Annotated in this window: 11 protein-coding genes and 1 other annotated feature; of the genes, 9 read left to right on the top strand and 2 right to left on the bottom strand. The window is 57.1% G+C overall.

What is annotated here, in order from left to right:
- Nucleotides 1-714: 714 nt before the first annotated feature.
- From thrL to thrC, 4 genes are all read left to right on the top strand, one after another.
- Nucleotides 715-783 carry a thr operon leader peptide gene (gene thrL, locus ACL2XJ_RS02130; protein ID WP_132928007.1) on the top strand — a complete coding sequence of 23 codons (69 nt, stop codon included), beginning with the start codon at nt 715-717 and terminating at the stop codon, nt 781-783.
- Nucleotides 722-839: a sequence feature (Thr leader region), on the top strand. Its footprint overlaps the gene before it by 62 nt.
- A gap of 26 nt (nt 840-865) precedes the next feature.
- Nucleotides 866-3,325, top strand: a complete 2,460-nt coding sequence (gene thrA, locus ACL2XJ_RS02125) for a bifunctional aspartate kinase/homoserine dehydrogenase I (RefSeq protein WP_413725509.1) — start codon at nt 866-868, stop codon at nt 3,323-3,325.
- A gap of 1 nt (nt 3,326) precedes the next feature.
- Nucleotides 3,327-4,256: a homoserine kinase gene (thrB, locus tag ACL2XJ_RS02120; protein WP_413725508.1), complete on the top strand. Its 930-nt coding sequence runs from the start codon at nt 3,327-3,329 to the stop codon at nt 4,254-4,256.
- 3 nt (nt 4,257-4,259) lie between these two features.
- Entirely contained in the window at nt 4,260-5,549 is a 1,290-nt protein-coding gene (gene thrC, locus ACL2XJ_RS02115; RefSeq protein WP_413725507.1) for a threonine synthase, read from the top strand.
- A 265-nt stretch (nt 5,550-5,814) separates the two neighbouring features.
- Here the strand turns inward: thrC and yaaA are convergent, their stop codons facing one another.
- Both yaaA and ACL2XJ_RS02105 read right to left on the bottom strand, forming a co-directional pair.
- Entirely contained in the window at nt 5,815-6,600 is a 786-nt protein-coding gene (yaaA, locus tag ACL2XJ_RS02110) for a peroxide stress protein YaaA (protein WP_413725506.1), read from the bottom strand.
- Nucleotides 6,601-6,624: 24 nt separating this feature from the next.
- Nucleotides 6,625-8,061: an alanine/glycine:cation symporter family protein gene (locus ACL2XJ_RS02105; RefSeq protein ID WP_413726839.1), complete on the bottom strand. Its 1,437-nt coding sequence runs from the start codon at nt 8,059-8,061 to the stop codon at nt 6,625-6,627.
- A 143-nt stretch (nt 8,062-8,204) separates the two neighbouring features.
- Here ACL2XJ_RS02105 and tal point away from each other — a divergent pair, with 143 nt between their 5' ends.
- From tal to dnaJ, 5 genes are all read left to right on the top strand, one after another.
- Entirely contained in the window at nt 8,205-9,158 is a 954-nt protein-coding gene (gene tal / locus ACL2XJ_RS02100; RefSeq protein ID WP_413725505.1) for a transaldolase, read from the top strand.
- A gap of 109 nt (nt 9,159-9,267) precedes the next feature.
- Nucleotides 9,268-9,855 carry a molybdopterin adenylyltransferase gene (gene mog, locus ACL2XJ_RS02095; protein WP_132925882.1) on the top strand — a complete coding sequence of 196 codons (588 nt, stop codon included), beginning with the start codon at nt 9,268-9,270 and terminating at the stop codon, nt 9,853-9,855.
- 163 nt (nt 9,856-10,018) lie between these two features.
- Nucleotides 10,019-11,329 (top strand): MFS transporter, encoded by a 1,311-nt coding sequence (locus ACL2XJ_RS02090; RefSeq protein ID WP_203523921.1) that lies wholly within the window; start codon nt 10,019-10,021, stop codon nt 11,327-11,329.
- 344 nt (nt 11,330-11,673) lie between these two features.
- Nucleotides 11,674-13,590: a molecular chaperone DnaK gene (dnaK, locus tag ACL2XJ_RS02085; protein WP_132925886.1), complete on the top strand. Its 1,917-nt coding sequence runs from the start codon at nt 11,674-11,676 to the stop codon at nt 13,588-13,590.
- A gap of 109 nt (nt 13,591-13,699) precedes the next feature.
- Entirely contained in the window at nt 13,700-14,824 is a 1,125-nt protein-coding gene (dnaJ, locus tag ACL2XJ_RS02080) for a molecular chaperone DnaJ (protein WP_413725504.1), read from the top strand.
- The last annotated feature ends 186 nt before the right edge of the window (nt 14,825-15,010 follow it).

Genomic DNA, 15,010 nt, shown 5'->3' with positions numbered 1-15,010 from the left:
AACCGAATTTAACACTCAAGAAAATTTCATTTTGCTGACATATATCAAATTACCGACAAACATTAAATGCATTAAGGGGAATTCCTTTATATACCAGCATATTCGATAACTTTCCTCAGGGGAATATCCTCGATTCAGCTGAGTGTATCAAGCCTTATGCCCTAGGCAATGAAATCTAAAATGGACTCAAAATAACTGGCTGAAAAATAAGGACATGTGATAATTTTTTCTTATATACGGCCATTACCTGCCTGTGAAGGACGAGTCAGCCATTTTGCCGTTATGCTCCGGTCCATGCCATTGTTAATATCCTGTGACTGCCGTCCCGGCTCATTTCAGCGCGCTGCCGCCAGGTAAAATAGCGTCCCCGCCTCAATGTTCTTGCCATGCTCAGGCGGGCGACATCTTACCGCGCCGGGATTGGTTTTATCGCGCGACGGGCCGGGCACGTTTTCGCCTGTCCCGAATTCTTTGCCGCAGGCTACGGAAAATCATGCGTAGCCTATGATGCCGATTCGCGCCATGTTTGTGGTGTATAAAACTGTATCAAATGATGTTATTAACTATTTTACCGGCTAATTAATCAAAATGGCGGGTAAAAATAAGGTGGGTGATGCTGTGCAATAAAGCAGCAAACACAAAAATAAAATTGACTTTATAGCCTGATTGCTTTAACCAATAGGGCATAGAAAAATACTATAGATTGTTCCATACATGCGTACTATCAGCCCGAGCACCATTATTATTACCACCACCGATACCACAGGTAGCGGTGCGGGCTGACGCATACAGGATAAACAGAAAAAAGCCCGCACCTTGACAGTGCGGGCTTTTTTTTAAGCTTCAATTCAGGAGAAAAAAACAAATGCGAGTACTGAAATTCGGTGGTACCTCGGTGGCCAACGCTGAGCGGTTCAGCCGGGTGGCCGATATCATTGAAAGCAATGCAGGGCAGGGACAGGTCGCCACGGTGCTTTCCGCACCCGCCAAAATCACCAACCATCTGGTTTCGATGATCGAAAAGACGCTCGCCGGCATGGATATCCAGCCCACCATGCATGATGCCGAACAGATCTTCGCCGACCTGCTGCTGGGTTTGTCCCAGACGCAGCGAGGGCTCGACTACATCGCTTTACGGATATTGGTGGAGCAGGAATTCGCCCAAATCAAACAGTTGCTGCACGGCATCAGCCTGCTCAAGCAGTGCCCCGACAGCATCAACGCCGCCATCATTTGCCGCGGTGAAAAGCTGTCCATCGCCATTATGGAGGCGGTATTTATCGCCCGCGGTTTTGCCGTGACGGTCATCAATCCGGTGGAGAAGCTGCTGGCACAGGGCGGATTCCTGGAATCCACCGTAGACATCGTGGAATCTACCCGGCGTATCAATGATGCCGCTATCCCGCCGGATCATATTATTCTGATGGCGGGTTTTACCGCCGGCAACGAGAAAGGGGAACTGGTGGTGCTGGGGCGTAACGGCTCCGACTATTCCGCCGCGGTATTAGCCGCCTGTCTGCGCGCCGATTGCTGTGAAATATGGACCGACGTGGACGGGGTTTATACCTGCGATCCGCGCCAGGTGCCGGATGCGCGCCTGCTGAAATCCATGTCCTATCAGGAGGCGATGGAGCTCTCCTACTTCGGCGCCAAGGTGCTGCATCCCCGCACCATTGCCCCCATCGCCCGCTTCCAGATTCCTTGTCTGATAAAAAATACCGAAAACCCGCAGGCGCCGGGAACGTTGATCGGCCGTACCGATCCGGACCTGTCCAATCCGGTGAAGGGAATTACGCACCTTAATAATATGGCGATGATTAACGTATCCGGTCCAGGCATGAAAGGGATGATCGGCATGGCCGCGCGGGTTTTCGCCGCCATGTCCCGCGCCGGCAGTTCGGTGGTGTTGATAACCCAGTCCTCGTCGGAATACAGCATCAGCTTCTGCGTGCCGCAAAACGAATTAAACGGCGCCCGCAAGGCCCTGGAAGATGAGTTCTACCTGGAGCTTAAGGACGGCCTGCTGGAACCGCTGGATATTATGAACAAACTGGCGATCATTTCGGTCATTGGCGACGGGATGCGCACTCAGCGCGGGCTGTCCGCCAAGCTGTTCGCGGCGCTGGCGCGGGCCAATATCAATATCATCGCCATCGCCCAGGGCTCATCCGAACGGTCCATCTCGGTGGTGGTGGATAATGATCTTACCACCACCGGGGTGCGTGTCGCCCACCAGATGCTGTTCAATACCGATCAGGTTATCGAAGTGTTCGTCATCGGTTCGGGCGGGGTTGCCGGCGCATTGCTGGAGCAAATCCGCCGCCAGCACCAATGGCTTAAAGAGAAGCATATTGATCTGCGGGTGTGCGGTATCGCCAATTCAAAGGCGCTGCTCACCAATGTCCACGGCATCGCGCTGGATAGCTGGCAGGAAGAGCTGGCGCAGGCCCGGGAGCCTTTTAATCTGGGACGGCTTATCCGCCTGGTGAAAGAGTATCATCTGCTTAATCCGGTTATCGTTGACTGCACCAGCAGCGCGGCGATTGCCGATCAATACGCCGATTTTCTGGCCGACGGTTTTCATGTGGTGACCCCCAATAAAAAGGCCAACACCTCATCCATGCAGTATTACCGGCAAATGCGCGGGGCGGCGGCGGGATCGCGCCGTAAATTCCTTTACGATACCAACGTCGGCGCCGGTTTGCCGGTGATCGAGAATTTACAGAATCTGCTGAATGCCGGCGATGAATTGACGCGGTTTTCCGGTATCCTTTCCGGATCCCTGTCCTATATTTTCGGCAAACTGGATGAAGGACTGTCGCTGTCGGCTGCGACGCTGGCGGCGAAAGAACTGGGGTTTACCGAGCCCGATCCGCGGGATGACTTGTCAGGTACGGATGTTGCGCGTAAGTTACTGATCCTTGCCCGTGAGGCCGGCCATCAGCTGGAACTGGCGGATGTGGAGGTGGAGCCCGTGTTGCCGGAAGGGTTTGACGACGGCGGCGACGTGGAGACGTTTATGGCCAGGCTGCCGGAGATTGACGATGCCTTCGGCGCCAAAGTGGCGGCGGCCCGTGATGAGGGCAAGGTGTTGCGTTACGTCGCCAGTATCGACGATGGCCGATGCCGGGTGAGAATCGCCGCGGTGGACGGTAATAATCCGTTATACAAAGTGAAGGATGGTGAAAACGCACTAGCCTTTTACACCCGTTATTATCAACCGTTGCCGCTGGTATTGCGCGGTTACGGCGCCGGCAACGAGGTAACGGCCGCCGGTGTCTTTGCGGATCTTTTGCGTACGCTGTCATGGAAGCTGGGAGTTTAAAATGGTTAAGGTGTATGCGCCGGCATCAATAGGTAATGTCAGTGTCGGCTTCGATGTGCTGGGGGCGGCGGTCTCGCCGGTGGACGGTACGCTGCTGGGGGATTGTGTGACGGTGGAAGCCGCGGCGCAGTTCAGCCTGACCAATCAAGGTCGCTTTGCCGGCAAGCTGCCGGCGGATCCGCAGCAGAACATCGTTTATCAATGCTGGCAGCGATTTTGCCAGGCGGTGGGTAAAACCGTTCCGGTAGCCATGATGCTGGAAAAAAACATGCCTATCGGCTCCGGCCTGGGCTCCAGCGCCTGTTCAGTGGTGTCGGCGCTGGTAGCGATGAACGCCTACTGCGATTATCCCCTGGACGAAAACCATATGCTGACGCTGATGGGAGAAATGGAAGGGCGCATTTCCGGCAGCGTCCATTACGATAATGTGGCGCCCTGTTTTCTCGGCGGCATCCAGCTGATGCTGGAAGAGAACAGTATCATCAGCCAGCAGATTCCCGGTTTCAGCGAATGGCTGTGGGTCATGGCCTACCCGGGCATCAAGGTCTCCACCGCCGAGGCGCGGGCGATATTGCCGGCGCAGTATCGCCGCCAGGACTGTATCAGCCACGGCCGTTTCCTGGCGGGGTTTATTCACGCCAGCCATACCCAGCAGCCCGCCCTGGCGGCCAAGCTGATGAAGGACGTCATCGCCGAGCCGTACCGTACCCGTCTGCTGCCGGGATTTATCGAGGCGCGCCATGCGGCGACCCAGATAGGCGCGCTGGCCTGCGGCATCTCCGGATCCGGTCCGACGATGTTCGCGGTGTGCGATCGGGAGGATACCGCGCAGCGTCTGGCGGATTGGCTGGCGCAGCACTACCTGCAAAACGACGAAGGATTTGTTCATATCTGTCGCCTGGATACCACCGGCGCGCGAGTGATGGGATAACGCATGAAACTGTATAATATTAAAGATCACAACGAGCAGGTCAGCTTCGCGCAGGCGATCAAGCAAGGGCTGGGGCGTCAGCAGGGATTGTTTTTTCCGCGAGACCTGCCGGAGTTTACCCCGACGCAAATCGATGAGCTGCTTAAGCTCGATCTGGTGACCCGCAGCGCTCGCATTCTGTCGGCCTATATCGGCGATGAGCTGCCCCTGGAAATCATCTACAAGCGCGTGAACGCCGCTTTCGAATTCCCGGCGCCGGTGGTGAATATCTCGGCGGATATTGCCGCCCTGGAGCTGTTCCACGGGCCGACCCTGGCGTTCAAGGATTTCGGCGGCCGTTTTATGGCGCAGATGCTGACCGAGGTGGCCAAAGGCGAGCCGGTGACCATCCTCACCGCCACCTCAGGCGATACCGGCGCCGCGGTGGCGCACGCCTTTTACGGACTGGATAACGTGCGGGTGGTGATTCTTTATCCGAAGGGTAAAATCAGCCCGCTGCAGGAAAAGCTGTTTTGCACCCTCGGCGGCAATATCCACACCGTTGCCGTTGAAAGCGATTTCGATGCCTGCCAGGCGCTGGTGAAACAGGCGTTTGACGATGAGCCGTTAAAACGCGAGCTGGGCTTGAATTCGGCTAACTCCATTAATATCAGCCGTCTGCTGGCGCAGATTTGTTACTATTTTGAAGCGGTATCGCAGTTGCCGCAGGAAGCGCGCAATCAGCTGGTGGTCTCGGTGCCCAGCGGCAACTTCGGCGATTTGACCGCCGGTTTGCTGGCTATGTCGCTGGGTCTGCCCGTTAAGCGTTTTATTGCCGCCACCAACGCCAATGATACCGTGCCGCGATTTTTGTCCGGCGGCCGGTGGTTGCCCAATCCTACCGTTACCACGCTGTCCAATGCGATGGATGTCAGCCAGCCGAACAACTGGCCGCGGGTGGAGGAGCTTTTCCGTCGCAAGAACTGGCGCCTGGACAGTTTGTCCTATGGCAGCGTGAGCGATGATATTACGCGGGAGACCATGCGTGAGCTGGCGGCGCTGGGCTATATTTCAGAACCCCATGCCGCTATTGCCTATCGGTTGCTGCGGGATCAACTGAAGCCCGGCGAGTTCGGTTTGTTCCTCGGCACCGCCCATCCGGCGAAATTCAAGGAGACGGTGGACGAGGTGCTGGGCAGTTCCTTGCCGTTGCCGAAGGCGCTGGCGCTGCGGGCTACGCTGCCGCTGCTGTCGCGGCAGCTGCCGGCGGATTTTGCGCAATTGCGCCGGCTGCTGATGGATTTGCCGGCGTAAAACGCCGGGAGTCCGGCATGTGGCGGGCCTGCACGATCGGCGCTGGCGGGCCTACCATGCCATGGGGCGCTCGGGCAGGCGGGAAAACCACGCCTGCTTCGACCCCATCGGCATGCTCTCCCTTTAACGCGATCGCTGCACGATCGGCGCTGGCGGGCCTACCATGCCATGGGGCGCTCGGGCAGGCGGGAAAACCACGCCTGCTTCGACCCCATCGGCATGCTCTCCCTTTAACAGGCTCGTTGCACGATCGGTGCCGGCGTGCCTACCGCTCTGCGGGGCGCTCCGGCCGTTTGAAGATAAATTCGGTTTCGCTGGATTGCGCGGCGTCATAAACATAGCCGCCGTCATGAAATTCGGTAAGCTGTTCCGGGCGCGATAGCCTGCCGGTAATGATAAAGCGGCTCATCATGCCGCGGGCCTTTTTGGCGTTGAAGCTGATGACTTTGTATTTGCCGTTTTTCTGATCGAGAAAGACCGGCTTGATGATGCGTCCCGCCAGTTTTTTCTCATTGACCGCTCTGAAGTACTCTTCCGATGCCAGGTTAATCAACACGTTGTCTTGTTGCTCCTCCAGCGCTTCCTGCAATGTGTCGGTCAGCGTATCCCCCCAGAACCGGTATAAATCGGCTCCCCGCGGATTGGCAAGTTTGATGCCCATTTCCAGCCGGTAGGGCTGCATCAGATCCAGCGGGCGTAATATGCCGTACAGCCCGGACAGAATGCGCAGATGAGTCTGGGCGAAATCAAAATCCTCTTCGTCGAAGGTGTCGGCCCGCAAGCCGTTATAAACATCGCCTTTAAACGCCAGAATCGCCTGGCGGGCGTTGTCGGGGGTGAACTCCTCCTGCCATGACTGGAAGCGCGCCACATTAAGACTGGCCAGTTTATCGCTGATGCCCATAAGCGCGGACAACTGAGCCGGCGTTAGCTTCCGGCATATCGCCATGATCTGTTTTGAGCTTTCCAGCAGCGCCGGCCGGCTGTAGCGCCGGGTAGCCGGCGGGCTTTGGTAATCCAGCGTTTTGGCTGGAGAGATAACGATAAGCATATTTTTCCGGTCCTGTGTCTCTTCTCATTTAGGCGCTGCCGGCCGGTCCCAGATTCCCGGTGACAGCTGGTCGGCGATAGCGGGGAAATTAGCGGCGTAGAAGGTCGGTAATTTACCGATATTGCGCTGGCTATTGTAATCACGCGCCAGCATTAACGCGATACGCGACAGCAGCAGCAGCGCGATGAGATTGGTGAGGGTCATCAACCCCATCGCCATATCCGCCAGCCGCCACAATACCGGCATGTCGGCCAGGCAGCCGAACATCACCATCGTAAGCGTCAGCAAGCGAAACAGCCATATCAGCCCTCGGGGGCAGCGGCGGAAGAATCGCAGGCTGCTTTCCGCATAGGCGTAGTTGCCGATGATGGAAGTGAAGGCGAATATAAAAATAATGATCACCATGAACCAGGTGCTCCATGCGCCGCCCACGGAGGCGATGGATTGCTGGATCAAGGCGAAGCCCGGCTGCGGGGGCGTGGCCTGATCCAACGCCCCGGACGTGAGGATGATGGCGGCGGTGGCGCTGCATATCACGATGGTGTCGATAAACACCGCCAGCATTTGTATATAGCCCTGGGAGGCTGGATGCGGCGGCCAGGGGGTGGCGGCGGCGGCGATATTGGGCGCCGAACCCATGCCGGCCTCGTTGGAGAACAATCCCCGCTGCACCCCCAGGAAAATCGCCTGGGATATCCCGTAGCCGGCTACCCCTGCGGCGGCCTGGCGCAGTCCGAACGCGCTGCTGAACACCAGTTCGGCTACGTCGGCCAGCCTGCCTATATTATGGGCCGCCGTCCAACCCGCCAGGATAACGTAGAGCAGCGCCATGGCCGGTACTATCCATTGCGACAGGCGGGCAATGAACCGCACCCCGCCGAAGATGGCCAGGGCGGTCAGCGCCACCAGCCCCAGGCCGATCTGGTAGGATTTATAACCGAACGCGCCCTGCAGCGATTGGGCAATCGCCCCGGCCTGTACCGAGTTGAATACGCCGCCGTAGCCCACCAGCAGGAAGCAGGAAAACAATATGCCCATCCAGCGCAGGCCCAGGCCTTTCTCCATGTACCAGGCCGGACCGCCGCGAAAATTGCCCTGCGCGTCGCGTACTTTATAGAGCTGCGCCAGCGTGCTTTCCACAAAGGCGGTGGCCATGCCGATAAACGCCGCCAGCCACATCCAGATGATGGCGCCCGGCCCGCCCACCACCAGCGCCAGGACCACGCCGGTGAGATTGCCGCAGCCGATACGCGCCGCCAGGGTGGTGCACAAGGCTTGAAAGGGCGAGATGCCGGCGCGGTCGGCCTGGTTCGATCCTTTCAGGATGGAGAAGATATGAAAAAAGTGGCGGAACTGGATAAAACCGGAGCGCAACGTAAACCAAAGCCCGGTCCCTATCAGCAGATATATCAGGACGGAATTCCAGATAAGATCATTGATGAAATTAAATAGCTCGGCCATTTCCGCCTCTTCTTCCATGATAAACGGCGGCGGCGGATAATCCACCGGTGTGAGCCTTGCGCCGGTCCCCACGCGTGGTATTATCGGAAAAGGCCGTGCAATGCCACCTTATAAGCACACCCTTCACCATGAGACATCTCAACATGACAGATAAATTAAGTGCCCTACGCAAAATGACCTCCGTTGTCGCCGATACGGGTGATATCACCGCCATTAAACTGTACCAGCCACAGGATGCGACCACCAACCCCTCATTGATTCTTAATGCGGCGCAGATTCCTGAATATCGCCGATACATCGATCAGGCCGTCACCTGGGCCCGCGACCAAAGCAGCGATCCGGCCGAGCAGGTTAAATACGCCACCGACAAGCTGGCGGTGAATATCGGCGTCGAAATTCTGAAGCTGGTCCCCGGCCGCGTTTCCACCGAAGTGGATGCCCGTCTTTCTTATGACACCGAAGCCAGCGTCGCCAAAGCCAAACGGCTCATCAAGCTTTATAACGATGCCGGTATCGGCAACGATCGCATCCTGATTAAACTGGCCTCTACCTGGCAGGGCATCCGTGCGGCGGAAGAGTTGGAAAAAGCCGGCATCAATTGTAATCTGACGCTGCTGTTTTCCTTCGCCCAGGCCCGCGCCTGCGCCGAAGCGGGCGCTTTTCTGATTTCGCCGTTCGTCGGCCGCATTCTTGACTGGCACAAAGCCAACGGCAGCCAGAAAGAGTTCAGCCCCCAGCAGGATCCCGGCGTAGTGTCGGTTACCGAGATTTACCGCTACTACAAAGAGCATGGCTATGAAACCGTGGTCATGGGCGCCAGTTTCCGTAACATCGGCGAAATCATCGAACTGGCCGGCTGCGACCGCCTGACCATCGCGCCGCCGCTGCTCAAAGAGCTGGCGGAAAGCGAAGGCCCGCTGGAACGTAAACTATCCTATACAGGAAATATCAAGGCGCGTCCCGCAAAAATGACCGAAGCCGAGTTCCTGTGGGAGCATAACCTCGATCCGATGGCGGTGGATAAGCTGGCTGACGGCATCCGCAAGTTTGCCGTCGATCAGGAAAAGCTGGAAAAGATGATCAAAGAATTGCTGTAACGCGCGACAACAGCGAATATGGCCCGCGTTGCGGGCCGTTTTTTTAGCGGCTGGCCTTTAATGGGCAACTTGATATCATAAGCGGAATATTCGCTGCAGGATGATATCCATGAATACATGTCGCATAGGGCTGGTTTCCATCTCCGATCGCGCCGCCAAAGGTGTCTATCAGGATCAGGGTATCCCCGCGCTGGCCGCCTGGCTCACCGGGGCGCTGGTTACGCCGTTCAAACTGGAAACCCGTTTGGTGCCCGATGAGCAGCTGTTGATTGAGCAAACCCTTTGTGAACTGGTGGATGAAATGGGTTGTCATCTGGTGCTGACCACCGGCGGCACAGGTCCGGCCCGCCGCGATGTGACCCCCGATGCGACGCTGGCGGTGGCGGATCGTGAAATGCCCGGCTTCGGCGAGCAGATGCGGCAAATCAGCCTGCATTTTGTACCCACCGCCATTTTATCCCGGCAGACCGCCGTGATTCGTAAACAGGCCCTGATCCTTAATTTGCCGGGCCAGCCCCGCTCAATAAAAGAAACCCTGGAAGGGGTTAAGGATGAACAGGGCAAGGTGCTGGTGACCGGCATTTTCGCCAGCGTGCCCTATTGTATCCAACTGTTGGAGGGGCCGTATCTGGACACCGACCCGGCCGTCGTATCCTCCTTCCGTCCCCGAAGCGCCCGCCGCCCCGCCGACAGCTGATGGGAAACGTGCCGGGGGCATGTAAGTCCTGCCTTCCTCCATTTACTACTTATTACCTCCCCGGCCCGCTCACGGCGGTGAAAAGGGTTTCCAGCCAGTAAAAATATCTTTACAATAAGGTTTGTATTTTTTTCTTATTTTATCTGGCGTTAAGTGAAAAATTATGAATGGCGATCCTCGGCGTCGTTTGAATCCGCAAGATTATAAAACCCTCTCTCTGGCCGCCCTGGGGGGCGCTCTGGAGTTTTATGATTTTATCATTTTTGTGTTTTTCGCCGGCGTTATGGGCAAGCTGTTCTTCCCGGCCGATCTGCCGGAATGGCTCAGGCAAATGCAAACCTTCGGTATTTTTGCCGCCGGCTACCTGGCCAGGCCCCTGGGGGGCATCGTTATGGCGCATTTCGGCGATAGGGTCGGGCGCAAAAAGATGTTCAGCCTGTCGATACTGCTGATGGCGCTGCCTACCCTGCTGATGGGGCTGCTGCCTACCTATGCCGCGCTGGGCGTTGCCGCGCCGCTGCTGCTGTTACTGCTGCGGATCCTGCAGGGAGCGGCCATTGGCGGGGAAGTGCCCGGCGCGTGGGTTTTCGTGGCCGAACATGTGCCGCGGCGGCGTATCGGTTTCGCCTGCGGCACCTTGACCGCCGGACTTACCGTCGGCATATTGCTCGGCTCGTTTGTCGCCACCCTGATCAACGCCTTGATTTCTGGGCAGGACATCGTCCGGTGGGGCTGGCGCATTCCCTTTTTCCTCGGCGGCGTTTTCGGACTGGCGGCCATGTACCTGCGGCGCTGGCTGCGGGAAACACCGGTGTTTCTGGAGATGCAGGCCCGGCAAATGCTGGCGAAGGAACTGCCGCTGAAATCGGTCATCGTCAACCACCAAAAGGCGGTGATCCTTTCCATGCTGCTGACCTGGCTGTTGTCCGCCGGCATTGTGGTGGTGATCCTGATGGCACCCCTGTGGCTGCAACAGCAGGCAGGGGTGCCGGCGGCCCTGGCGCTGGAAGCCAATTGCCTGGCCACCATTGCCCTGGCGGCGGGGTGCGTGGTCACCGGCGCGGTCATCGATACCCTGGGCGCGGGTAAGACCTTTACGTACGGCTGCCTTATGCTGGCCGTTTTCAGCTGGCTGTTCTACCACGCCGGCGGCGGCCACCCGCTGCAGCTATTTGTCGCCTATGGGCTGGCGGGTTTCAGCGTCGGCGTGGTGGGCGGGGTGCCTTACGTCATGGTGCATGTTTTTCCCGCCGCGGTGCGTTTCAGCGGTATTTCGTTCTCCTATAATATTGCTTACGCCGTGTTCGGCGGCCTAACGCCGATATTCGTCACACTGCTGATGAAAATCACTCCCATGGCCCCCGCCTGGTATGTGTTGGGTCTGGCATTGATGGGGGTAGCCCTCGGGATATTCCTGCCGGCGGATCTGCGCCGCATATTGCCGTTGGGCGACAGGATCAATTCCGCCGCCTGATCAGGCGGTGATGTCCGCTGGGGCCGGACGCGGTTTTTTCGCGCCGGCTCTCGCTTTTATCTCGTTCGGGCCTGAATTTTTATCGTACGGCATAAAATCCATATCTTTCATAATGATATAGCTATTTGACTGTTTTCAATAGCAATACGGCGGGGCTAAGGGACGGGAAAAACAGCTTTTTTTTCCCCTTACCCCTTGATGCACGGCGTAGCGGCCCCATCTTATCTGCAACCAACGTTGTTAAACCTGCAAACAAATAGCAGTCGGTAACTTGAAAACAGCTTAACCGGCCACATATCAGGTTTACGACCACAACGAATATGACTTTTAGTGGAGATGTTTAGATGGGTAAAATTATTGGTATCGACTTGGGTACGACCAACTCTTGTATCGCAATCATTGAAGGCTCCAAACCTCGGGTGCTGGAAAACAGCGAAGGCGATCGTACTACCCCTTCCATTATTGCTTACACGCAGGACGGTGAAATTCTGGTTGGCCAACCAGCTAAACGTCAGTCCGTCACTAATCCCAAGAACACGCTGTTCGCCATCAAACGTTTGATCGGACGCCGTTACGAAGACGAAGAAGTACAGCGTGACAAAAACATCATGCCGTACAGCATTATCGCATCCGATAACGGAGATGCCTGGCTGGACGTGAAAGGCCAGAAAATGGCCCCGCCGCAGATCTCCGCCGAAATCCTGAAAAAAATGAAAAAAACCGCGGAAGATTACCTGGGTGAACCGGTTACCGAAGCGGTTATCACCGTGCCGGCGTATTTCAACGATACCCAGCGCCAGGCCACCAAGGATGCGGGACGTATTGCCGGTCTTGATGTTAAACGCATCATTAACGAACCCACCGCCGCGGCGCTGGCCTACGGTCTGGATAAAGAAGTCGGCAACCGCACCATCGCGGTGTATGACCTGGGCGGCGGTACGTTCGATATCTCGATTATCGAAATCGACGATGTGGATGGCGAAAAGACCTTTGAAGTCCTGTCCACCAATGGCGACACTCATTTGGGTGGCGAAGACTTCGACAGCCGCCTGATTAATTATCTGGTTGATGAATTCAAGAAAGACCAGGGCATCGATCTGCGCAATGATCCGCTGGCGATGCAGCGTCTGAAAGAGTCCGCGGAAAAGGCCAAGATCGAGCTCTCTTCCGCTCAGCAGACCGACGTGAACCTGCCGTACATTACGGCGGATGCCACCGGTCCGAAACACATGAACATCAAGGTCACCCGCGCCAAGCTGGAATCCCTGGTGGAAGACTTGGTTAAACGCACCATGGATCCGCTGAAGATGGCCCTGAAGGATGCCGGGCTGTCGGTGAGCGATATCAAGGACGTTATTCTGGTGGGCGGCCAGACCCGTATGCCGCTGGTGCAGAAGACCGTTACCGATTTCTTCGGCAAAGAACCGCGTAAAGACGTCAACCCCGATGAAGCGGTGGCTATCGGCGCCGCGGTGCAGGGCGGCGTATTGGCCGGTGATGTGAAAGACGTGCTGCTGCTGGACGTAACGCCTTTGTCCCTGGGTATCGAAACCATGGGCGGCGTGATGACGGCGCTTATCGCCAAAAACACGACCATCCCCACCAAGCATAGCCAGGTGTTCTCCACTGCGGAAGACAACCAGTCCGCCGTGACCATCCATGTGCTGCAGGGTGAACGTAAACGCGCCGCCGATAACAAGTCCCTGGGACAGTTCAATCTGGACGGTATTTCTCCGGCCATGCGCGGCATGCCGCAAATTGAAGTGACCTTTGATATCGATGCCGACGGTATCCTGCATGTGTCCGCCAAGGACAAGAACAGCGGCCGCGAACAGAAGATCACCATCAAGGCCTCTTCCGGTCTGAACGAGGAAGAAATCCAGAAGATGGTGCGTGAAGCCGAAGCCAACGCGGAATCCGACCGTAAGTTCGAAGAACTGGTCCAGACCCGCAACCAGGCCGATCACCTGCTGCACAGCACCCGCAAGCAAATGGAAGAAGCTGGCGATAAACTGCCGGCGGATGACAAGACCGCTATCGAGACCGCGCTGAACGGTCTGGATACCGCGCTGAAAGGCGAAGACAAAGCGGAAATCGAAGCCAAGATGCAGGCGCTGATCCAGGTCTCCGGCAAACTGCTGGAAGTGGCGCAGCAGCAGGCGCAGGCCGGGGCAGGCGCAACGGATGCCGGCGCCGATGGGGCCAAGAAGGACGATGACGTGGTCGATGCCGAGTTTGAAGAAGTCAAAGATAAAAAATAATCGCCCTTGATGGGGCACAGCGGCGATAGCTGATATCGTGGCTGGCAACAGGCACGGGCGTAGGGGTAACCTTGCGCCCGTGCAAGCATGTCGAGGGCAGGAAGAGACAATGGCGAAGTCAGACTATTACGAGATTTTAGGCGTCCCCAGAGACGGGGATGAGCGTGAAATCAAAAAGGCCTATAAACGCCTGGCAATGAAATACCACCCGGATCGTAACCCCGGGAACGCGCAAGCCGAAGCAAAGTTCAAAGAAGTCAAAGAAGCGTATGAAATTCTGAATGACCCGCAAAAACGCGCGGCCTACGATCAGTACGGCCATGCCGCTTTTGAGCAGGGGGGCATGGGCGGCGGCGGTGCCGGCGGAGCGGATTTCACCGATATCTTCGGCGATGTGTTCGGCGATATTTTCGGCGGCGGTCGCCGCCAGCGCGCCAGCCGTGGTTCGGATCTCCGCTACAATATGGAGCTGACGCTGGAAGAGGCGGTGCGCGGCGTTACCAAGGAAATCCGTATCCCCGCTCTTGAAGAGTGCGACGTTTGCCATGGCAGCGGCGCCAAACCGGGCACTTCGCCCATAACCTGTCCTACCTGCCACGGCGCCGGACAGGTGCAGATGCGCCAGGGCTTTTTCGCGGTGCAGCAAGCCTGCCCCACCTGCCAGGGACGCGGCAAGGTAATCAAGGATCCTTGCCATAAATGCCACGGCCACGGCCGGGTAGAGAAAGCCAAAACCCTGTCGGTCAAAATACCGGCCGGGGTGGATACCGGCGATCGGATCCGTTTGGCGGGGGAAGGTGAAGCAGGGGAGCAGGGGGCGCCGGCCGGAGATCTGTACGTTCAGGTTCAGGTCCGCCAGCATCCCATTTTCGAACGTGAAGACAATAACCTGTTTTGCGAAGTCCCCATCAATTTCGCCATGGCGGCGCTGGGCGGCGAAATCGAAGTGCCGACGCTCGACGGCCGGGTAAGCCTGAAAGTGCCGGCGGAAACGCAAACCGGCAAGTTGTTCAGAATGCGCGGCAAAGGGGTTAAATCGGTACGCGGCGGCGCTCAGGGGGACCTGCTGTGCCGGGTTGTAGTGGAAACGCCGGTGAAGCTTAATGAAAAGCAAAAACAGCTGCTGCGCGAGCTGGAGGAGAGTTTCGGCGGCGCCGGCGGTGCGCAAAACAGCCCGCGATCCAAGAGCTTTCTTGACGGCGTGAAGAAGTTTTTCGACGATTTGACGCGCTAAAAATCCGAAAGGGCCGTTCGCCTTCGCGGCCCCGGCGATAAATGTCTCCCCCGGCTATGCTGATGATAGTGTTCGGCAACGCTGTTGGGGAGGTTATCTATCCGCTATGGTGCGCCAGTAAGCTATCCCGGCTGGAGATAAAACCGCGTTTTGCGAAGCGGCTTGTAATACCTTCCGATTATCAGT

Source organism: Sodalis sp. RH16 (assembly GCF_047324245.1).
Taxonomy (GTDB): Bacteria; Pseudomonadota; Gammaproteobacteria; order Enterobacterales; family Enterobacteriaceae; genus Acerihabitans; species Acerihabitans ligni.
Note: the sequence above shows the minus strand (reverse complement) of the source record. Positions and strands in the feature narration are given on the sequence as shown.

What these genes read in the sequence shown, in the direction of transcription:
- thrA (WP_413725509.1), top strand. Translation starts at nt 866, where the DNA reads ATGCGAGTACTGAAATTCGGTGGTACCTCGGTGGCCAACGCTGAGCGG.
- thrB (WP_413725508.1), top strand. Translation starts at nt 3,327, where the DNA reads ATGGTTAAGGTGTATGCGCCGGCATCAATAGGTAATGTCAGTGTCGGC.
- thrC (WP_413725507.1), top strand. Translation starts at nt 4,260, where the DNA reads ATGAAACTGTATAATATTAAAGATCACAACGAGCAGGTCAGCTTCGCG.
- yaaA (WP_413725506.1), bottom strand. Translation starts at nt 6,600, where the DNA reads ATGCTTATCGTTATCTCTCCAGCCAAAACGCTGGATTACCAAAGCCCG.
- ACL2XJ_RS02105 (WP_413726839.1), bottom strand. Translation starts at nt 8,061, where the DNA reads ATGGCCGAGCTATTTAATTTCATCAATGATCTTATCTGGAATTCCGTC.
- tal (WP_413725505.1), top strand. Translation starts at nt 8,205, where the DNA reads ATGACAGATAAATTAAGTGCCCTACGCAAAATGACCTCCGTTGTCGCC.
- mog (WP_132925882.1), top strand. Translation starts at nt 9,268, where the DNA reads ATGAATACATGTCGCATAGGGCTGGTTTCCATCTCCGATCGCGCCGCC.
- ACL2XJ_RS02090 (WP_203523921.1), top strand. Translation starts at nt 10,019, where the DNA reads ATGAATGGCGATCCTCGGCGTCGTTTGAATCCGCAAGATTATAAAACC.
- dnaK (WP_132925886.1), top strand. Translation starts at nt 11,674, where the DNA reads ATGGGTAAAATTATTGGTATCGACTTGGGTACGACCAACTCTTGTATC.
- dnaJ (WP_413725504.1), top strand. Translation starts at nt 13,700, where the DNA reads ATGGCGAAGTCAGACTATTACGAGATTTTAGGCGTCCCCAGAGACGGG.